This is a genomic window from Burkholderia metallica (genome assembly GCF_001718555.1).
GTDB classification, from domain to species: Bacteria; Pseudomonadota; Gammaproteobacteria; order Burkholderiales; family Burkholderiaceae; genus Burkholderia; species Burkholderia metallica.
The window spans coordinates 1,668,901-1,689,370 of sequence record NZ_CP013401.1 but is presented as its reverse complement, the minus strand read 5'-3'; the positions used below and the strand labels follow the sequence as shown (position 1 = coordinate 1,689,370).

Genomic DNA, 20,470 nt, shown 5'->3' with positions numbered 1-20,470 from the left:
GCGAAACGTGCCCAGGTGGCGGAATTGGTAGACGCACTAGGTTCAGGTCCTAGCGGTGGCAACATCGTGGAGGTTCGAGTCCTCTCCTGGGCACCACTTGATTTATAAAAAAGGTCGGCTTTTAGCCGGCCTTTTTTCATTTCCGGCCCAGCAAGCAAAGCGCCTTCAAGCTCAGCCCGGATCGCGCATACGTGGCCGAGCCCTCTCCTGAGCACCATCTGTATGCAAAAGGTCGGCTTCTGATCGGCCCCTCTCATTTCCGGCTCCGGAATTGACATGTTCGCGCGCTTATCCCGGATCACCAGCTTGACGACGTTCGTCGGTCGGAGCGATGTGACGATGTCGGCCACCCCTCCCCTGCACGCTGCCCCGAGCGAGCCCGCAGAATTATTTTCGTTCGCGACCTCAAATACTGTTGACAGTCGCTCAATACGCGCTATAATTTCGCTTCTTTGCAGCAAGCAGCTACTGCAAAACGTGCCCAGGTGGCGGAATTGGTAGACGCACTAGGTTCAGGTCCTAGCGGTGGCAACATCGTGGAGGTTCGAGTCCTCTCCTGGGCACCATCTGTTTTTAAAAAGGTCGGCTTCTAGCCGGCCTTTTTCATTTCCGACTCCGGAAATATTCCTCTTCGCAAGCAAATCAATCACCTCGGCGCAAGCCGGCACAGCATGCCCCGAATCCTGCGACGCTCCATTACCGCAGGTTCGCACCACACTTGCATAACCTCGCCCTGACGCTCCGTTCCGGTCTCCGCGATCCATCCCCGATTCACCATCCCCGCACTCCCATCGCCTCCAAAACCGGGATTTCCCTAGGCTGACATATCCGCGCTCACGCGGTTAAATAAATCAACGTGATTTATTTAATGCGTCGCCCAGCGATGCGACATGGAAGGAGACGCCATGAGAAGCCCGCACTTCGGCCAGGGCAGCAATTCGGCCAACGTGCGCCGTTACAACGAGCGCCTGCTGCTGAAGACGCTGCGCCGTGCAGGCAGCGCGTCGAAGGCCGACCTCGCCCGCCTCGCGAACATGACGGGCACGGCGGTCGGCAGCATCATCGCGTCGCTCGCCGACGCGAAGCTGATCGAATTCGCGGGCCGCACCGAAGGCCAGCGCGGCCAGCCGGCTTCGTTGATTCGCCTCGACCCGCGCGGCGCGTTCGGCATCGGCGTCCATCTCGACCGGATGCGCATCGAGACGGCGCTCGTCAATTTCGCGGGCGACGTGCTCGGCCGTCGCTCGCACGACACGTTGCTGCCTGCGCCTGCCGACGTGCTCGAGATCGTCCGTCGCGACATCGACGCGATGCAGGCACTCCTCCCCGACCACGACCGCGCCCGCCTGACCGGCATCGGCGTCGCGCAGCCGTACAACCTCGGCGCGTGGATGCGCGAACTCGGCCTTGCCCCCGACACGTTCCGCGCGTGGGAAGACGTCGACTTCGCGAGCGACCTCGGTCGCACGCTGTCGCTGCCCGTCTTCGGCGAAAACGACGGCAACGCGGCCGCGATCGCCGAACTGTTCTACGGGTACGGCCGGCAGTGCGACGACTTCGTCTACCTGTTCATCGGCCCGGCGATCGGCGGCGGCATCGCGATCGACGGCGACTGCCTGCGCGGCGTGACCGGCAATGCCGGCGACATCGCGGTGATTCCGGTGCCGCCGAGCCGGCTGGCGTCCGCGCCGCCACCGCGCGGCCCGTGGGACATCCTGCTCGCACGCGCCTCGCTGCATGCGCTCGTGCGCCACCTGCGCCATCACGGCGAGACGGTCGAGAACCGTGCCGATCTCGAAGCCTGCATCGCGCGCGGCCTGCCGGCCGTCGACGAATGGATCGACGATTGCGTCGACGCGCTGGCGCCGGCATTGCGTGCGGTGCTGTGCGTGGTCGATACGCCGGTAGTCGTGCTCGACGCCGACACCGACGCGGGCCTGCTCGACGCGGTCACGACCCGCCTGCGCGCGGCGCTCGCAGCCACCGCGCCCGAGGCGCGCGGCACGCCGGTGCTCGTGCGCGGCACGTTCGGCGCCGACGCCGGCGCGATCGGCGCCGCCACGCTGCCGATGTATTTCAACTTCTCCCCGCGGGCCGGCATCCTCAAAGGCGCCCGCACCGATTTGCAGGAGGTCCACCATGTCGCGTTCTGAGTCGCCCCGCCCGCTGCTCGAGATGCGCGGGATCAGCAAGACGTTCCCGGCCGTGCGCGCGCTCGACAACGTCAGCCTGACCGTTTATCCGGGCGAGATCCACTCCCTGATGGGCGAGAACGGCGCGGGCAAGTCGACGCTGATGAAGATCCTGTCGGGCGCATACCGCGCCGACGCCGGCGGCGAGATCCTGATCGACGGCCAGCGCATCGACGTCGACGGCCCGCTCGCCGCGCGCGATGCTGGCGTCGCGGTGATCTACCAGGAGCTGTGCCTGTCGCCGAACCTGAGCGTCGCGGAAAACATCTACATCGGCCGCGAACTGCGGCGCGGCAACCGGCGCTGGGGCACGATCGACCGCGCGGCGATGGCGCGCGGCTGCGAGGACGTGCTCGCGCGGTTGGGCGCGTCGTTCGGGCCCGACACGCTCGTCGGCACGCTGTCGATCGCGGAACAACAGCTCGTCGAGATCGCGCGCGCCGTGCATACCCGCGCACGCATCCTCGTGATGGACGAGCCGACCACGCCGCTGTCGTCGCGCGAGACCGAGCACCTGTTCCGCCTGATCCGCCAGTTGCGCGAGGAAGGTCTCGCGATCATCTACATCAGCCACCGGATGGCGGAGATCTACGAACTGTCCGATCGCGTGTCGGTGCTGCGCGATGGCGCGTACGTCGGCACGCTCGAACGCGCATCGCTGTCGGCCGAGCGGCTCGTCGCGATGATGGTCGGCCGCGACATCTCCGGCTTCTACAAGAAGGAACACGCACCGTACGATCCCGGCCACCTGCTGCTGTCGGTGCGTGACGTCGCCGACGGCGCGCGCGTGCGCGGCTGCAGCCTCGACCTGCACGCGGGCGAAGTGCTCGGCATCGCGGGGCTCGTCGGCGCAGGCCGCACCGAACTCGCACGGCTGATCTTCGGCGCGGAGCCGCGCGTGCGCGGCGACGTGAAGGTGGGCGACCGCACGTTCGGCGCGCACTCGCCTCGAGACGCGATCGACGCCGGCCTCGTCTACCTGACCGAAGACCGCAAGCGCCAAGGCCTGTTCCTCGACATGAGCGTGCGCGACAACATCAACATCTCGGTCTGCAGCCGCGATGCACGGCTCGGCGCGCTCGACCTCGCGCGCGGCGCCGAACGCGCGCGCGACGCGATCACGTCGCTGTCGATCCGCGTTCCGCACGCGAACGTCAACGTCGGCGCGCTGTCCGGCGGCAACCAGCAGAAAGTGCTGCTGTCACGGCTGCTCGAGACGAAACCGCGCGTGCTGATCCTCGACGAGCCGACGCGCGGCGTCGACATCGGCGCGAAATCCGAGATCTACCGGATCATCAACGAACTGGCCCGTGCCGGCGTGGGGGTGATCGTGATCTCGAGCGAACTGCCGGAGATCATCGGCGTGGCCGATCGCGTGCTCGTGATGCGCGAAGGCGAAATCGCCGGAGAACTCGGCGGCTACACGCAGACGCCCATCACGCAGGAAGCCATCATTGCGCTCGCGACCGGCTCGCAGGCCGAACTCGCCGACGCGCACTGAGCCCTTTTCATTTCTTTCTTACTTTCAGGTTACCGAAATGATCAACCCGACCAAGCAGCGGAACCTCGCTTCCGCGACGGCCCATCCGGTCGCCAACCGTACGCCCCTGATGCGCGGCGCCGATCATCGCGCCCGCATGCAGTCGCTGATCCGCACCGCCGGCATGCTGCCGGTGCTGCTGGTGCTGTGCATCGGCTTCGGCTTCCTGACCGACGGCTTCTTCACGCTGCAGAACCTGTCGATCGTCACGCAGCAGGCGTCGATCAACATCGTGCTCGCCGCCGGCATGACCTTCGTGATCCTGACGGGCGGCATCGACCTGTCGGTCGGCTCAGTGCTCGCCGCCGCGGCCGTCGCGGCGCTGCTCGCGTCGACGATCCCCGGCTGGGGCTGGCTCGGCGTGCCGTTCGCGCTCGCCGTCGGCCTCGTGTTCGGCGCGATCAACGGCGGCCTGATCTCGTTCCTGCGCCTGCCGCCGTTCATCGTTACGCTCGGCGCGATGACGGCCGTGCGCGGCGTCGCCCGCCTGATCGGCAACGACACGACCGTGTTCAACCCGCAGCTGCCGTTCGCGTTCATCGGCAACGGCTCGATCCTCGGCGTGCCATGGCTCGTCGTGATCGCATGTGCGGTGATCGCGATCTCGTGGTTCATCCTGCGCCGCACGGTGCTCGGGATGCGTATCTATTCGGTCGGCGGCAATCCGGAAGCCGCGCGCCTGTCGGGCATCAACGTGCGGGCGATCCAGATGTTCGTGTATGCGGCGTCGGGCCTGCTCGCGGGCCTCGGCGCGGTGATGTCGGCCGCGCGGCTCTATGCGGCCAACGGCCTGCAGCTCGGCCAGTCGTACGAGCTCGACGCGATCGCCGCGGTGATCCTCGGCGGCACGAGCTTCGTCGGCGGCGTCGGTTCGATCGTCGGCACGCTGATCGGCGCGCTGATCATCGCGGTGCTGACCAACGGCCTCGTGCTGCTCGGCGTGTCCGACATCTGGCAGTACATCATCAAGGGGCTCGTGATCATCGGCGCGGTCGCGCTCGACCGCTATCGCCAGCGCGACTCGGCCCGTACCTGATACCCGTCCCTCACCGTTCAACCATCGGGGCGCAGGCAGGTCCTCCTGCGCCCGTTCGCCAACAGACCTCACGGAGACACAACGACATGTTCAAGCACACCGCCGCCCTGACCGCCGTCGCCTGCGCACTCGCCTTCGGCGCAGCCGCCGCCCACGCAGCCGACAAGCCGCTGAAATCGATCGGCGTCACGGTCGGGTCGCTCGGCAATCCGTATTTCGTCACGATCGTGAAAGGTGCCGAAGCGCGCGCGAAACAGCTCAACCCGAACGCGAAGGTCACGGCCGTATCGGCCGACTACGACCTGAACAAGCAGTTCACGCAGATCGACAACTTCATCTCCGCGCGCGTCGACATGATCCTGCTCAACGCCACCGACCCGAAGGCGATCGAGCCGGCGGTGAAGAAGGCGCAGGCGGCCGGCATCACGGTCGTCGCGGTCGACGTCGCGGCGGCCGGTGCGAACGCGACCGTGCAGACCAACAACGTGAAGGCCGGCGAACTCGCATGCGACTACATCGTGAAGAAACTCAACGGCAAGGGTAACGTGATCATCGAGAACGGCCCGCAGGTGTCGGCCGTGATCGATCGCGTCAACGGCTGCAAGTCCGTGCTCGCGAAGAACACGGGCATCAAGCTGCTGTCGAGCGACCAGGACGGCAAAGGCTCGCGCGAAGGCGGGATGAATGCGATGCAGGGCTACCTGACGCGCTTTCCGAAGCTCGATGCGGTGTTCACGATCAACGACCCGCAGGCGATCGGCAGCGATCTCGCCGCGAAACAGCTGAACCGTCCGGGCATCGTGATCACGTCGGTCGACGGTGCGCCCGACATCGAGGTCGCGCTCAAGTCCAACACGCTCGTGCAGGCGTCATCGAGCCAGGACCCGTGGGCGATGGCGCAGCAGGCTGTCAACGTCGGCTACGGGATCATGAACGGCCAGAAGCCGGCCAACCCGATGATCCTGATCGAACCGGCACTCATCACGCGTGACAACGTGAAGACCTACAAGGGCTGGAGCACGCCGCGCTGAGCGCGCCGCCCGTCCCGGCGCACACCGGGCAGTGCCGGGCCGCGTCGCCGCATGCGACGGCCCGCGCCGCCCGACTTTTCCGGATCAACCGCAGCAAGGCCGCGCACAACCCCGCGGCACAGGGTTCAGACATGACGACGACGTTCCCCCGCCTGATCGTATTCGGCGAAGCACTGACCGATTTCATCCGCGACGACGCGCATCACTGGCACAGCGTCGCCGGCGGCTCATGCTGGAACGTTGCGCGCGTCGGTGCGCGACTCGGCGTGCCGACGGCCTTCGCCGGCACGGTCAGCCGCGACACCTTCGGCGACGAGCTGATGCGCAAGAGCGCCGACGCGGGGCTCGACCTGCGCTTCATCCGGCAGGTCGATCGCGCGCCGCTGCTCGCGATGGTCGTGTCGAAGCAGCCGCCGCACTATTTCTTCATCGGCGAAAACAGCGCCGATCTCGCGTTCGATCCGGCGGACCTGCCCGACGGCGCGCTCGACGCGGCCGAGATCGTGCACGTCGGCTCGCTCGGCGTCGTGCGCGAGCCGCTCGCGGGCCGCCTGATCGAAGTGGCGCAAGCCGCGCGGGCATCCGGCAAGCGGATCTCGTTCGACCCGAACTTCCGCGCGCCGATGGCCGCGCCGTCGTATCGCGACACGCTGCGCCGGCTGGCCGGGCTCGCCGACTGGATCAAGGTATCCGACGAAGATCTGCGCGGGCTGTTTCCCGAACTCGACGAAGCCGCCGCGCTCGCGCAACTGCGCACGTGGGCGCCCGACGCGACGATGCTCGTCACGCGCGGCGCAGCCGGCATGCAGCTCCTGCACCGCGACACCGTGCTATTCCAGCCCGCGTTCCCGACTGACGTGGCCGACACCGTCGGCTGCGGCGATGCGAGCATCGGCGGCTGGCTCGCGAGCCAGCTTGCGCGTCCCGGCGCGTCGGCCGACGAACATCTGCGCTACGCAGCCGCGTGCGCGGCGGTCGCCTGCGCGCATGCGGGCGCGTATGCGCCGACGGCGGCCGAAGTGGCCGGCATGATCGCGCGCTCGACCGACACCGCGGTCGCGCAGTAGCGCGCGCCGGCGCGCCGCCGCGTCATGCGGCGGTCGCGGCGGCGCTGCCGTCCGGCGGCATCCCGGCCTGCAGCAGTTGCAGGCTCTCGTCGACGCTCAGTTCGGACATCGCATCGTCGGGCAGCGTATCGTCCGCCGCGCGACGCAACGCATGCAGCGCGTGCACCTTGAGCCGCACGATCGCGAGCCGCAACCCGCGCGCCGTGCATTCGGCCGCGAACGTGCGCAACGATTCGATCGTCGTGCTGTCGACGTCCGGCGTTTCCTCGAGGCTCAGCATCACGGTATGCGTGCCCGGCGCGGCCTTCATCAGCGCCCGCACGCGGTTCAGCATCCGGTCGGCATTCGCGAAGAACAGCTGCGCCTCCGGCCGCACGATCAGCACGCCCGGCACTGGCTTCGCATCGGCGTGGCTCGCCACGTCGACGAAGTCGTGACTGTCGCGCAGCCGGCCGAGCACGCTGACGTTCGGCTCGGACAGCTTGCGCAGCGTCAGCAGCAGGCTCACGCCGATCGCCGCGAGCAATCCGTGCAGCACGCCGAGCACGAGCACCGCGAGCAGCGCGGCGATCACGACGAGCCGGTCGCGACGCCAGGCCCAGTACGGCCGGAATACCGACGGATGCAGCGAATGACTGACCGCGAAGATCACGATCGCCGCGAGCACCGGCTCCGGTATGCGCGCAAGCTGCGGCAGCAGCAGCCAGACGATCAGCGCGACCACGCCCGCCGCCCACAGGCCGGCAAAGCGCGACTGCGCACCGGCCGCTTCGTTCGCCGAGGTCGCCGAGTAGCCGGCGCCGACCGGCATCCCGTGCAGCAGGCCCGATACGAGGTTCGCGCAGCCGAGCGCGACGAGGTCGCGGTTCGGCGACACGCTGTCGCCATGCTTGAGCGCGAAGTTGCGGATCGATCCGTACGACTCCGCGTACAGGATCAGCATCAGCGCGAACGCCAGTTCGACGGTCTGCATCCACGCGTTGCGATCGAGGCTCGGCAGCCCGAACGCGATATGCGAGAAATCGATATGGCCGACGATCGCGATCCCGTATCGCTGCCAGTCGATCGCATAGCCGGCCGCGATCGACAGCACGATCACGACGAGCGTCGCGGGCACGCGCGCGCTTCGCCCGAACGCGAACAGCAGCGCCAGTGCGATCGCACCGAGCACGACGCTCACGAGATCCGCATGCGGCGCGCCGGCGATCAGGTCGAGCGCGACGTGCGGCGCATCGCTGTGATGCACGGAAATCGCGAGAATCTTCGGCAACTGCTTGATGACGATCGTCAGTGCGAGGCCGAACGTGAAGCCGCGCAGCACCGGCCGCGCGACGAAATCCGACATGCCGCCGAGCCGCGCGGCGCCCGCCAGGATGAACAGCACGCCCGTCATCGCGACGAGCGCCGCCGCAAGCGCGAGTTGCGCGGCGAGCGCCATCCCCGACTCCGCGAGCACGGTCGCCGCGAGCACGGCAGCCGACGACGACGTCGACGACACGATCGCGAAACGGCTGCTGCCGGTGAGCGCATAGACGACGAGCCCCGACAGCAACGCGATGAGACCGGCCTGCGGCGGCAAGTTGGCCAGCCCCGCATAGGCGACCGCCTCGGGGATCAGCAGGCCCGCGATCGACAGGCCGGCCAGCGCATCGAGACCGATGCGCCGCGTGGGCGGCGGCGGGGCCGCGTCGTGCACGGCGAAATGGTCGGCATGCTGCGGGCCGGCATCGGGGCGGACCGGGGCGGTCGTCATGCGGAATCAGGGCTTGGCGGCGATGACGCCCGACCAGCCGGGCAGATAGCGTGCATCCTGGTCGTGCGCGCGATGCAGCGCGATATCGAGCGCCTTCGAGAAGTTCTTGCGGATCTGGTCCAGCGACACGTGCTGGCGCAGGTAGTCGGCCCACAGGAATTCGCTGAACGGCGTCGCGTCCTTCGCATAGCCGCCCGCCGTGCGCAGCTCGCCGGCGAGGCTGCGGTACGGATCGTCGACGAGGCCTGTGAGCGCCTTCGGCAGATTCGCGTAGTCGCGGCGCGTGCCGTCCGCGCCGAACGGATGCACCCACTGGTTGTGTTCCATCATCCGCCAGAAGATCGTGTCGTCGAGCCACGACAGGTCCTTCAGCAGCATCGCGTTCACGCGCAACTCGCCTTCCTCGATCAGCGCGAGGCCGAGATGGTGGTGATCGGTGATGTAGTGCAGCCCGTCCGGGCCGAGTACCGCCGGGAACCAGTGCGATTCGATCGCGGCCTTGCGCGCGCGCTTGCCGAGCGTTTTCCAGTGCTTGCGCTTCGCCTTGACTTCGCGATAGCCGACCGTCATCTGCGTGGGACGCAGTTCTTCGAGCTTGACGGGAATCAGGTGAACATCGTTGCCCAGTGCCATGGTGGTATCCCATGTTGCGAAATTCCGGCAACGATACTCCTGATCGCAGGAGACGTTAATACGTCATGACCTCGATACGCGGCCGCTTGACGATCTCTGACAACCGCCCGACTGCTCCCGCACGAACGACGCCGCGCTACGCACGCAGATCGTTGCGTTCGAGACGATGGCGAATGTAAGGAATGCCGTCGTGCACGACGCTCACGCGCCGCATCCCGAGCTTGCGCGCGACATTCAGAGAGCCGCTGTTGGCCTCCGCGATATCGGCGATCACGCGCGGCAGGCGCACGGTGTCGAGCGCATGCCGCACGACCGCTTGCGCGGCTTCGCTCGCGATGCCGCGCCCCCAGGTCTCGCGCACCAGCCGCCAGCCGATCTCGACGTCGCGCGCGCCGTCCGCGTAGTCGGGAATCAGCAGGATCCAGCCGACGAACGCATCGGGTGCGGTCTTCTCGAAGATCGACCAGTAACCGAGACCCGGCGGATAGTCGCGCGTGATCCGGTGCGCGACGAAGCGCCGATGCTCGACGGGATCGTGCCACGGGCCCGCGATGTGCCGCGTGACCTCGGGATCGCGATCCATCGCGATACACGCATCGAGATCGGCCAGCACGCGCGGACGCAGCCACAGCCGCGCGGTTTCGAGCACGGGCAGCGTAGCGGCGGAACGTTCGTTCATCGGGACTCCTGATTCGGTGGCAATGCGCATCGGGCGTATTACAAAACAGATACAAACGGCCTTCCGGAATGATACAGATGGCTGTCGCCGGTTTCATGCGGCGCCGTTGCCGTTTTCGAAACAGTTCATTTCGTAGGGATTATTCCCGATTCGGCGTTATCGCGCCCCACATCGCGCGGCGCCGCAGCCTACACTCGATCCATGCCCCCGCACCGCGCGCAGGCCGGGCCGGCATCCGCATGCACATCGTGAGCGCGCAAGCCAACGAGGAGACCTCGGACATGAGCTGGACCCGCGAACAACGCAACGTCACGATCGCCGCCTACCTGGGCTGGACGCTCGACGCGTTCGATTTTTTCCTGATGGTTTTCGTGCTGAAGGACATCGCCGCCGAATTCGGGTCGACGATTCCCACCGTCGCGTTCGCGCTCACGCTGACGCTCGCGATGCGCCCGCTCGGCGCACTGATCTTCGGCCGGCTCGCCGATCGCTTCGGTCGCCGCCCGACATTGATGGTCAACATCGCGTGCTACTCGCTGCTCGAGCTCGCATCGGGTTTCGCGCCGAGCCTGACCGCGCTGCTCGTCTTGCGCGCGCTGTTCGGCGTCGCGATGGGCGGCGAATGGGGTGTCGGCTCCGCGCTGACGATGGAAACCGTGCCCACCCATGCGCGCGGCTTCGTGTCGGGGCTGCTGCAGGCCGGCTACCCGAGCGGCTACCTGCTCGCGTCCGTCGTGTTCGGCCTGTTCTACCAGTACATCGGCTGGCGCGGGATGTTCATGGTCGGCGTGCTGCCCGCGCTGCTCGTGCTGTACGTGCGCGCGCACGTGCCCGAATCGCCAGCGTGGAAGCAGATGGAGAAGCGCCCGCGCCCGAGCCTCGGCGCCACGCTGAAGCAGAACTGGAAGCTCACGATCTACGCGATCGTGCTGATGACCGCGTTCAACTTCTTCTCGCACGGTACGCAGGATCTCTATCCGACCTTCCTGCGCGAACAGCATCACTTCGATCCGCATACCGTGTCGTGGATCACGATCGTGCTGAACATCGGCGCGATCGTCGGCGGCCTGTCGTTCGGCTCGATCTCGGAGCGGATCGGCCGGCGCCGGGCCATCTTCATCGCCGCGTTGATCGCGCTGCCCGTGTTGCCGCTGTGGGCATTCTCGAGCGGCCCGGTCGCGCTCGCCGCGGGGGCGTTCCTGATGCAGATCTCGGTGCAGGGCGCGTGGGGCGTGATCCCGGTTCACCTGAACGAGATCTCGCCGGACGAGATCCGCGCGACCTTCCCCGGCGTCGTCTACCAGCTCGGCAACCTGCTCGCGTCTGGCAATGCGACGATGCAGGCGTCGCTCGCCGTTTCGAACGGCAACGATTACAGCTTCGCGCTCGCACTCGTGGCCGGCATCGTCGCCGTCGCGATCGCCGTGCTGATCCTGTTCAGCCGCGAGCGGCGCGGCATCGACATGACGCAATCGGTCAATACGCGTAGCACGGTCGGCTGAACGCGCGCATTGCCGCATTGCATCATCGCGCGTGCCCCGCCCTGCCGAGGGCGCGCGCGATCCATTCCGCATTCGCACATCGAACTAGAGGAATTTGTCCAGATTCCCCGCTTGCCCGCTCCGTCCGCGATTTTTTATCTTAATAAAAACGGCTGTTTGAATCAGACAAACAAATCACCAGTTCGCGGCCGGGGGACCGGCATGGGAGGCGGGACATGGCAGTAAGTCAGGAGGGGCGGCCAGCCGCGGGACGGCCGTCCGGGGCACGGTCATCCGGCACGCGGCAGACCGGCGGAACGAAGGCGCGCATCCTCGATGCGGCCGAGGATCTGTTCATCGAGCATGGCTTCGAGGCGATGTCGATGCGCCAGATCACCTCGCGCGCGGCGGTCAACCTCGCCGCGGTCAACTACCACTTCGGCAGCAAGGAAGCGCTGATCCACGCGATGCTGTCGCGCCGGCTCGACCAGCTCAACCAGGAACGCCTCGGCATCCTCGACCGCTTCGATGCGCAACTCGGCACGCACATCACCTGCGAGCACGTGCTCGGCGCGATGTTCATTCCCGCGCTGAAGGCATCGCGCGATCCCGGACGCGGCGGGCCCGGGTTCCTGCGGCTGATCGGCCGTGCGTACACCGATCCGTCGCCGTTCGTGCGCAACTTCCTGACCGCGCACTATGCCAGCGTCGCGGGCCGCTTCTTCGATGCATTCCAGCGCGCGTTGCCGCATCTGCCGCGCACCGAGCTCGGCTGGCGCCTGCACTTCGCGATCGGCGCGCTGTCCGGCGCGCTCGCGGGCGCCGAAACGGAAAGCCTGATCGACGAGTTCTCGCAAGGCCGCACGATGAACGACGTGCAGATGATCGCGCGGCTGTCGTCGCTGATCGTCGCCGCGCTGAAAGCGCCGATGCCCGACAGCGCGCAACTGTCGATCTTCGCAGCCGTGCTCGACGACGCAGGCGCCAGCGAAGCATTCGGGCTGCCGCAGTCGGGCCCGGCCACTGCCGATACGGCGACGCTGCATTCCACGAACTGAGCGCGCGAGGCCACGCGCGGCTTCCTGTTCACGATTTGATCGATACGCGCGGTCGTGCAGGGCGTCGAGGCGCCCCGTCGATCGACCATGCGGCACGAGGCACGGGCCGGCGCAGAAGCGCCCGCCCTCGCCAAAAGCAAACACCGGAGACTCGTCATGTCATCTTCCGCAGCAAGCACCGCGGCGCAGGTTCCGCCGAACACCGACGGCATCTGGTACGCGTCATACCCGCCCGGTGTTCCGCACGAGATCGACGTCGCGCAATATGCGTCGCTCGTGCAGTTCTTCGACGAATGCACGACCCGCTTCGCCGACCGCGTCGCCTACGTGAGCGCCGGTGCGTCGATGACCTACCGCGCGCTCGCGCAGAAAGTCGACGCGTTCGCGTCGTATCTGCAAAGCGTCGGCGTGAAGCCCGGCGACCGCGTCGCGATCATGCTGCCGAACACGTTCCAGTATCCGGTCGCGCTGTTCGGCTCGCTGAAGGCCGGCGCGATCGTCGTCAACGTGAACCCGCTCTACACCGTGCGCGAACTCGCGCACCAGTTGAAGGACAGCGGCGCGCAGACGATCGTCGTGTTCGAGAATTTCGCACGCACGCTGCAGGACGCGCTTCCGGAAACGCAGGTGAAGAACATCGTCGTCACCGCGCTCGGCGACCTGCTCGCCGACGGCTTCAACGCGAAAGGACGCCTGATCAATTTCGTGCTCAAGCACGTGAAGAAGCTCGTGCCGGCCTACCATCTGCCGCAGGCCGTCCGGCTGCGCTCCGCGCTCGCGCTCGGCGCGCGCTTCAAGCCGCAGCCCGTGCAGACGACGCGCGACGACCTCGCGTTCCTGCAGTACACGGGCGGCACGACCGGCGTCGCGAAAGGCGCGATGCTCACGCACGGCAACCTGATCGCGAACCTGCTGCAAGCGAAGGCGTGGATCGCCGACCAGGTATCCGGCGACGTCGAGACCGTGCTCACGCCGCTGCCGCTGTACCACATCTATTCGCTGACGGTGAATGCATTCATCTTCATGGGGCTCGGCGGGCGCAACATCCTGATCGCGAACCCGCGCGACATGAAGATGGTGATGAAGATCATCCGCAACGAGACGTTCACGGGGATCACCGGCATCAACACGCTGTACAACGCGTTCCTCGACAACGAGGAATTCCGCAAGCGCGATTTCTCGAAGCTGAAGCTCGCGATGGCGGGCGGGATGGCGATGCAGCGCGCGGTCGCGGAACGCTTCCAGCAGGTGACGGGGCGGCCGGTCGTCGAAGGCTACGGCCTGACCGAATGCTCGCCGATCGTCACGATGAACCCTGTGGACCTGAACGACATGGCCGCGTTCAGCGGGTCGATCGGCCTGCCCGCGCCGTCCACCGTCGTACGCTTTCGCCGCGAGGACGGCACCTGGGCGCCGGTCGGCGAACCGGGCGAGCTGTGCGTGCACGGTCCGCAGGTGATGCGCGGCTACTGGCAGCGCCCCGACGAGACGGCGAAGGTGATCGACGCCGACGGCTGGCTCGCCACCGGCGACATCGGCGTGATGGACGAACACGGCTTCATCCGGCTGATCGACCGCAAGAAGGACATGATCCTCGTGTCGGGCTTCAACGTGTATCCGAACGAGATCGAGGAAGTGCTGGTGATGCATCCGGGCATCAGCGAAGCCGCGGCGATCGGCATTCCCGACGACGTGCAGGGCGAGCGGATCAAGGTGTTCGTCGTGCGCCGCGATCCATCGCTGACGGTCGACGACGTGCTCGCGCACTGCCGCAAGAACCTGACCGGCTACAAGATGCCGAAATTCGTCGAGTTCCGCGACGCACTGCCGCAGACGAACGTCGGCAAGATCCTGCGCCGCGCACTGCGCGACGAGGAACTCGCCAAACTCAAGGCCGCGAAGCAAGGCTGAACGATCCATCGCCCCCGGAGACGCCGTCGATGAACGAAGGAAAGAAACGCCACGCGCAGCATGCCGCCGCCGTGGCAGTCGCATGCCTGTTGTCGCTCGCGCAGGCGAGCCTGCATGCCCAGGAAACGACCGACGCCGCGAGCGCGGCAGCAGCCGTCACGCTGCCGGCGGACCTCGCGAAAGTCACGCGCGAGCCGGTCGCGCAGCAGGCGCGCTGGCTGCGCACGGCCGCACAGCGCGGCACGCTCGCGCAACTCGACGACGCGACGCTCACCGCGCTCTTCAAGGCGCTCGATCCGCTCGCCGTGCCGCTCTATATCCGCAACGGTCCCAACGGCTATCCGGCATACCAGTTCACGATGGTGCGCCAGGAGCGCATCAGCGGAAAATGGTCCGACACGCCCGACCGCATGCTCGTGAAGACCACCCGCGAGCCGCTGCGCGTCTACGCGAAATGGCTGCCGGGCGGCGCGCATGCGGGGCAAGAAACGATCTACGACACGACGCAGCGCAAGGACGAGATGTACGGCCACCTCGGCGGCCTGCTCGGCAAGATTCCGCTGTGGACGGCACTCGACGGCGCACTCGCGCGCGCCCAGTCGAATCATCAGGTGAAGGATCTCGGCACCGAGTTCATCACGAACCTGTACCTGACCGAAGGGAAGAAGTATCTGGAAGCCGGCGTGCAGCGGCCCACCGACGTGGAGGCCAAAACGATCGGCGGCGTGCGCGTCGTCGCGCTCACCTACGAAACCCCGACCGGCCGGCCGCAGTTCTATGCGAAGAAGGAAATCCTCGGGCTCGACCTGCACGCGCCCTATTTCCGGACCGTCGAGTCCTATGACAACGACGGCAAGATCTTCGAGCGGATCGTCATCGAGAAAATCGCGCCGGCGACGTTCGACGACACCGCATTCGACCCGAAAAACCCCGACTACGCGTTCTGATGCGCGTCGACATGCCCCGTTCAATCGTCATCGCCGTGCTAGCCGTCTCGTTAGCCCGGACAGGCGACCACGGCCGGCCACGGCGCCATACGGACTGGCGCCGGCGCGACCGGTTACGCCAATGTCGGCCGATAAGGTCGACATGCCCCGGCATCGCGTGGTCGGACGCAAGCAACGCCGCGCCGCTTTACCCAACGCCCCTTGCTCATGTTCCGAATCCCTGATATGGCGAGCCGAGCGGTATGCGCAGCCCATGTAAGAAACACGCGCGAACCCAGGCGGTACGTCGTTGCGAGCGCCGTAACGCGACGTAACGAAACGGTTCTAGCCGTTCGGCCGAATCGCGAAAATGGCCCGGACCGTCTATAGTGGGTTACGGTTCGACACAATCACGACTGCGCGCTTCCCTATTGAACAAGGTAGAATTCCGCCAAACGTCTTGTGGACGAACTCGCCACACACACGCACAACATATTCTCTGACGCAGGCTCCTGCCGCACCTCAATGGCCAATCCCGCAGAATCCCATCCGCAAAACGACTTCATCAATTCGGCGCGCAAGGAACGTAAGCGCGTTGAAATCTATCTCGTCAACGGCATTCGTCTGACGGGGTGTATCGAGTCGTTCGACCAGTACCTGGTGATGCTGCGCACCCCCGTGGGTCTGCAAGGCATCTACAAGCGCGCGATTTCCACGATCCAGCTCGACACGGGCGGCTCGCGCCCGGGCGGCGGCGGCCCCCGCGGGCCCCGCACCGGCGGGCGCCCCGGCGGCCGTGAAGGCGGCGGTCACAGCCCGTATGGCTCGCACGGCGGCTATGGCTCGCGCGAACCGCGCGAACCGCGGGAGGGTTACGGCTCGCGTGAGCCGCGCGAAGGCTACGGTGCCCCGCGCGAACCCCGTGAGCCGCGCGAAAGCTACGGCGCCCCGCGCGAACCCCGTGAACCGCGCGAAAGCTACGGCGCCCCGCGCGACACCGGCGATGCATCCGGCAACGGCAACGCTTCGTCGTCGGATTCCCGCGGCGGCAACGGGCCGGTGATCGTGACCCGGCGCCGGCGAATCGTTCCGGACGGCCAGTAAAACAAAAGGGCAAGCCAACCGGCTTGCCCTTTTTACTGGTGCGGTCGGCGCGGCATGTCGCCGCACCGTCGCCAGGTTCAGCGCGCCGTCGTCGGCAGGCCCGCGTCGGCCTCGCGCTGCAACGAACGCACCTGCTGCTGCAACGCCCGCAGTTGCGCCTGAAGCTGAGCCTGCTGCGCCTGCAAGGCGGCCGTCTCGCTGCGGACGCTCTTCTGGCGATCCGCGACTGCCGCCTGCTGCTGGCGGGCGATCGAGATATCAGCCTGCAGACGTCGCGCACGATCCTGCGTGACTTCGATCTGCTTGTCCATCTGCGCCTTCTGCGACTCCAGCTTCGCCGCCCTCAGTTCGTTCACGGCCAGCCGTTCCGCCTGGTGCGAGAAATCGCGGTAGATCGCTTCCGCACGCGTTTCGTCGTAAGTCTTGATCACGCGCCAGAACGCCTTCTGCTGAAACAGCGCGACGAAGTACGCTCCGTCCTTTACGTTGAACAGCAGGCTCGCGCCGTAGCTGCCGTTGTAGCTCGTGCGCATTTCCGTCAGCGTGTGCGCCTGGATCTGGCGCTGCAGGTCGTCGACCGTGCTCGGCCCCGTCGTTTCGCCCGCCTGCGGCTGCAGCGACGTCTGTGCCTGCGAATCGATCACCGGAATCGCGGCCACCGGCGCCGACGCTTGCTGTACGGCAGGCGAACCGCTGTCCGCCAGACTTTGCGCGTATGCGCCCTGCATGCCTCCCACCATGGCGAGCAACACGCACGCCCTTCCCAACCCCGTCATATGGCTCATGAAGTTCTATTCCCGCCCGAGTCGTTGTAATTCAGCGCGATTTTATCTCATTAATTACTCACTTTCGCGGGTCTCGGGCTCCTCGTCGAAGATCTGATATTTGCGCATTTTTTCCCACAATACCTTGCGGCTGATGCCGAGCTGCTGCGCCGTATCCTGACGCCGCCAGCCGTTGGCGTCGAGCGCCGCAATCACGCGGTTGCGCTCGTTCATGTCCCACTTGCTGCGATCGACGAACACCTCGGCCGCGCTCTCCGCCGGCACCGGCTGCGCCGAACTGCGCGCATGCGCGATCAGCCGCTGCAACCGTGCGGCATCCCAGCCGCCCGTCTGCCGCACCGTCACGCCGACACGCTCGGCCAGGTTGCGCAGTTCGCGCACGTTGCCGGGAAAATAGCTGTCCGCGACCGAATCCGTCAGCCAGTACGGCAGGTCGGACAATTCGGCGAGCCGCTCCTCGCCGACCACTTCGGCGACGAACGACTTGAACAGCGCGATCTTGTCCACCGCGCCACGTTCTTCCAGCGACGGAATGTTCAGCTCGATCACCGCGAGCCGGTAGTAGAGATCGGCGCGGAACAGCCCATCCTTCACGAGTTGCGGCAGCTTCTTGTTGCTCGCCGCGACCAGACGGAAATCGACCTTGATCGGCGCCGTCGCGCCGACCCGCAGCACCGCGCCGTCCTCGAGCACGCGCAGCAGCTTGACCTGCTGATACAGCGGCAGATCGCCGACTTCGTCGAGGAACAGCGTGCCGCCTGCCGCCTGCTCGAAATAGCCTTTATGCGCAACAACCGCACCCGTGAACGATCCCTTCGCATGGCCGAAGAACAACGATTCGAACAGGCCGTCCGGAATCGCGCCGCAGTTCACCGGCACAAATTCGCCGTGCCGGTAGCGCGAATGCTTTTCGTGCAGCAGTTGCGCGATGCGCTCCTTGCCGACGCCGGTTTCGCCGTGCAGCAGCACGTTGGTGTCGCAGTCGGCGAACGTATCGACTTCGTGCAGCAGCGCCTGCATCGATTCGGAGTGCGCGACGAGTTCCGACGGTTGCAACGTTTCGGCTGCGTGCGCACGCAGTTGCGTGACGAGCTTGCCGATCATGCCGCGCAGTTCGGCGCACGTGAAGTCGAGCGGCAGGATGTGCGAATACTCGGGCGGATACTGCGACGCGTCGTGGTCGCGCGCCGCGCCGACCCAGACGACCGGCATGCCGATGTTGGCTTGCCAGTCGCGCAGGAAGGCCGCGCCGCCTTCGATCATCGTCACGCTGATGATCGCCAGCGACCGCCGCAGCGCGGCGCGTTCGGGCGAGATCGCCGCGTTGTCGGCGCGGATCACTTCGACGTCGAAGCTCGCCATGCACCGGGCGACGCGGTCGACGATGTCCGCCTTGCCTTCCCAGACGTACAGGTCGAGCTCTTCGATTGCGGGCGTATTTCTCATCTGATCTGCTTCTTCAGTAAACCGTTTGGGCGACCCCGCAATTGAGCGAGATCTGATGGACCGTCGCCGCGCCGACCTGGACGCCGAGGAGATTCAGCAGCGGAACGAGGACTGCGTCGAGGCTCGACAGGAGCGGGCTGAGCAGACTGGTCAGAAAGCCAAGCAATGTTGACACGAAGGTCGACGGAATCGACAGTAGATCGGCGCCGAGCAAACTGAGGGTGGCGGTAATCTGCGCGGCCGCGAGCTGGGTGAGCGCTGAACTGAGCGCTGAGCCGAGCGCATTCGAATTGACCGTCCAGTAGTCGGCATCGATCCCCGGCACGCCATTGAATGTGTGCTGTTGCGCAGCGCCCTGCACCTGGACCGATACGTTGGACATCGAAACTTTCAAGGTGGCAAGGCCGAGGACAGGCGCATTGATCACCTGCGCAGGCGATGTGCAGCTGTATGCCGCCGACAGACTGATCTTGCCCGACGAATCAAGCGGCGGCTGGCCGATGCACAGATTCGCAACCCCCGGCTGTGCGGTAATCACGGCCGTGCTCGCTGCCTGTGTGGCAGCGCACTGCGTCGAGTTCAGCCACGCGGTTCCGGTGCCGACTTGCAGATAAATCGGCAGATTGACGTCGACGCCCACGTTCAGCGCGCCCAGCAACGGCCCCACCAACGGCAACTGCGACGTACCAAGATAGACTTTAAGATACACCCCCACCGCAGCCGTCGACGCCTTCGTGCGCCACGTTCCCGTCGCCGGATCGATCCCGCCCTCGCCGATGCCGATCGACGGCGGGCTGATGATCTGCACCTGCAACTGCGTCCCCGTCAGCCCGCCAAGATTCAGGGACGGCACGTTGACCACGACCGCCGGCTTGCCCGTTGCCGCGATCTCCGCGCCAACCATCAGCAAGTCGAGGAGATCCACCTGCGCGTTGAGCGCCGCCTGCGTATCCGCGAGCGCGACGTTCAGCAAGCCGCCGGCGCCGCCGAGACCGATCGACGTGCCCGGAACGTTGGCGTTCAGGATCGCCTGCAGTGTGGCGAGGCTCGCCTGCAGGCTTGCGTTGGCGACGGACGTCTGCGTAGCCGCCTTCACCATCAACTGGAGCAGTTGCGGCAACGTGAGCTTCAGCGCGAGCAGTTGATCGACCGTGCCGACGCCCGCCGCCACGACAAGGTCACCGACCGTCACGTTCGTGCAGGCAAGTGCTTGATACGACCCGATGTTCAGGTTCAGGTTGGCGCCGAGCAGCGCGCCGATCAGCCCGTTGACGAGCCCCGAATTGCCGGACGTCGGCGCTGATCCGCCCGCGCAACCAACTCCGCCGAGCGCGGCCAGGGTTGCGCCCACCGAGAACGTATCGATGTTCGTCGACCGCGCGGTCGATACCGCGGACACCGTCTGCGGCGGTCCGACGAAGAAGAACGGCACCTGCCGCTTGACGACCACCTTGGCCGCGTTCAACTGCGTGGTCCCGGATGTCGCGGCGGCGTAGTAGCTGGGTGCCGGATTGGCAGACGTATCCCAGCGGCCACATTCGATATTGATCGTGTCGCCGTTCGACGCGTCGAGCCCGTTCGACTGCGCATTGCTGGTCGCGGTGGCAGTCGGCTGCGAACAGGCGTCGTCCATCCGCTGCACGGCCGCGAGCGCGGCCATGTCGGCGATCCGCTGCACGTCCCGACGCTGGTAAAAGAGGTTACCGACGCCAATGGCGCCAAGCGTCGTGATGGCGATCAGCGTCGCGATGATCGCCATCACCGAGAACGCGCCGCGCTGTCGTGACGCGCGGCCGATCGTGCCGCCACTGTGCCGGGTAGTCACCGT

The 20,470-nt window shown here is 66.4% G+C and carries 16 protein-coding genes and 2 tRNA genes; 12 read left to right on the top strand and 6 right to left on the bottom strand.

What is annotated here, in order from left to right:
- The first annotated feature begins 9 nt into the window (after window positions 1-9).
- The 7 genes from WJ16_RS07490 (at window position 10) to WJ16_RS07460 (ending at window position 6,866) form a co-directional block, all read left to right on the top strand.
- A tRNA-Leu gene (locus WJ16_RS07490) sits at window positions 10-96 on the top strand.
- Window positions 97-479: 383 nt separating this feature from the next.
- A tRNA-Leu gene (locus WJ16_RS07485) sits at window positions 480-566 on the top strand.
- Between the two features lie 339 nt (window positions 567-905).
- Window positions 906-2,153, top strand: a complete 1,248-nt coding sequence (locus WJ16_RS07480; RefSeq protein WP_069257989.1) for an ROK family protein — start codon at window positions 906-908, stop codon at window positions 2,151-2,153.
- Window positions 2,140-3,693 carry a sugar ABC transporter ATP-binding protein gene (locus WJ16_RS07475; RefSeq protein ID WP_069256514.1) on the top strand — a complete coding sequence of 518 codons (1,554 nt, stop codon included), beginning with the start codon at window positions 2,140-2,142 and terminating at the stop codon, window positions 3,691-3,693. Before WJ16_RS07480 ends, WJ16_RS07475 begins: the two co-directional genes overlap by 14 nt.
- A gap of 37 nt (window positions 3,694-3,730) precedes the next feature.
- On the top strand, window positions 3,731-4,768 hold the full coding sequence (locus WJ16_RS07470) for an ABC transporter permease subunit (RefSeq protein ID WP_069256513.1): 1,038 nt from the start codon (window positions 3,731-3,733) through the stop codon (window positions 4,766-4,768).
- A gap of 86 nt (window positions 4,769-4,854) precedes the next feature.
- Window positions 4,855-5,799 (top strand): ABC transporter substrate-binding protein, encoded by a 945-nt coding sequence (locus WJ16_RS07465; RefSeq protein WP_069256512.1) that lies wholly within the window; start codon window positions 4,855-4,857, stop codon window positions 5,797-5,799.
- 131 nt (window positions 5,800-5,930) lie between these two features.
- Complete coding sequence (locus WJ16_RS07460) at window positions 5,931-6,866, top strand: carbohydrate kinase family protein (protein WP_069256511.1); 936 nt, start codon at window positions 5,931-5,933, stop codon at window positions 6,864-6,866.
- A gap of 22 nt (window positions 6,867-6,888) precedes the next feature.
- Here WJ16_RS07460 and WJ16_RS07455 read toward each other — a convergent pair whose 3' ends face one another.
- The 3 genes from WJ16_RS07455 to WJ16_RS07445 all read right to left on the bottom strand — a co-directional run bounded on the left by WJ16_RS07455 (window position 6,889) and on the right by WJ16_RS07445 (window position 9,931).
- The gene (locus tag WJ16_RS07455; RefSeq protein WP_069256510.1) at window positions 6,889-8,619 is read right to left on the bottom strand and encodes a SulP family inorganic anion transporter; all 1,731 of its coding nucleotides are present in this window, start codon (window positions 8,617-8,619) and stop codon (window positions 6,889-6,891) included.
- A gap of 6 nt (window positions 8,620-8,625) precedes the next feature.
- On the bottom strand, window positions 8,626-9,252 hold the full coding sequence (locus WJ16_RS07450; protein ID WP_069256509.1) for a ParB-like protein: 627 nt from the start codon (window positions 9,250-9,252) through the stop codon (window positions 8,626-8,628).
- Between the two features lie 136 nt (window positions 9,253-9,388).
- Window positions 9,389-9,931: a GNAT family N-acetyltransferase gene (locus WJ16_RS07445; RefSeq protein WP_069256508.1), complete on the bottom strand. Its 543-nt coding sequence runs from the start codon at window positions 9,929-9,931 to the stop codon at window positions 9,389-9,391.
- Between the two features lie 281 nt (window positions 9,932-10,212).
- Between WJ16_RS07445 and WJ16_RS07440 the strand changes: the two genes are divergently transcribed.
- The 5 genes from WJ16_RS07440 (at window position 10,213) to hfq (ending at window position 16,411) form a co-directional block, all read left to right on the top strand.
- The gene (locus WJ16_RS07440; RefSeq protein ID WP_069257988.1) at window positions 10,213-11,433 is read left to right on the top strand and encodes an MFS transporter; all 1,221 of its coding nucleotides are present in this window, start codon (window positions 10,213-10,215) and stop codon (window positions 11,431-11,433) included.
- Window positions 11,434-11,648: 215 nt separating this feature from the next.
- A complete protein-coding gene (locus tag WJ16_RS07435; protein WP_069256507.1) occupies window positions 11,649-12,470 on the top strand; it encodes a TetR/AcrR family transcriptional regulator in 822 nt (273 codons plus the stop codon).
- A gap of 156 nt (window positions 12,471-12,626) precedes the next feature.
- The gene (locus WJ16_RS07430; RefSeq protein WP_069256506.1) at window positions 12,627-14,381 is read left to right on the top strand and encodes an AMP-binding protein; all 1,755 of its coding nucleotides are present in this window, start codon (window positions 12,627-12,629) and stop codon (window positions 14,379-14,381) included.
- A gap of 29 nt (window positions 14,382-14,410) precedes the next feature.
- Complete coding sequence (locus WJ16_RS07425; protein WP_069256505.1) at window positions 14,411-15,328, top strand: DUF1571 domain-containing protein; 918 nt, start codon at window positions 14,411-14,413, stop codon at window positions 15,326-15,328.
- A gap of 504 nt (window positions 15,329-15,832) precedes the next feature.
- Window positions 15,833-16,411 carry an RNA chaperone Hfq gene (gene hfq / locus WJ16_RS07420; RefSeq protein WP_069256504.1) on the top strand — a complete coding sequence of 193 codons (579 nt, stop codon included), beginning with the start codon at window positions 15,833-15,835 and terminating at the stop codon, window positions 16,409-16,411.
- A 77-nt stretch (window positions 16,412-16,488) separates the two neighbouring features.
- On the opposite strand, the gene WJ16_RS07415 is transcribed toward hfq, so the two are convergent.
- From WJ16_RS07415 to WJ16_RS07405, 3 genes are read right to left on the bottom strand one after another with little or no spacing between them, the layout of a single operon-like run.
- The gene (locus WJ16_RS07415; RefSeq protein ID WP_069256503.1) at window positions 16,489-17,196 is read right to left on the bottom strand and encodes a DUF2968 domain-containing protein; all 708 of its coding nucleotides are present in this window, start codon (window positions 17,194-17,196) and stop codon (window positions 16,489-16,491) included.
- Window positions 17,197-17,250: 54 nt separating this feature from the next.
- A complete protein-coding gene (locus WJ16_RS07410; RefSeq protein ID WP_069256502.1) occupies window positions 17,251-18,642 on the bottom strand; it encodes a sigma 54-interacting transcriptional regulator in 1,392 nt (463 codons plus the stop codon).
- Between the two features lie 13 nt (window positions 18,643-18,655).
- On the bottom strand, window positions 18,656-20,467 hold the full coding sequence (locus WJ16_RS07405; RefSeq protein ID WP_069256501.1) for a TadG family pilus assembly protein: 1,812 nt from the start codon (window positions 20,465-20,467) through the stop codon (window positions 18,656-18,658).
- Window positions 20,468-20,470 lie beyond the last annotated feature (3 nt).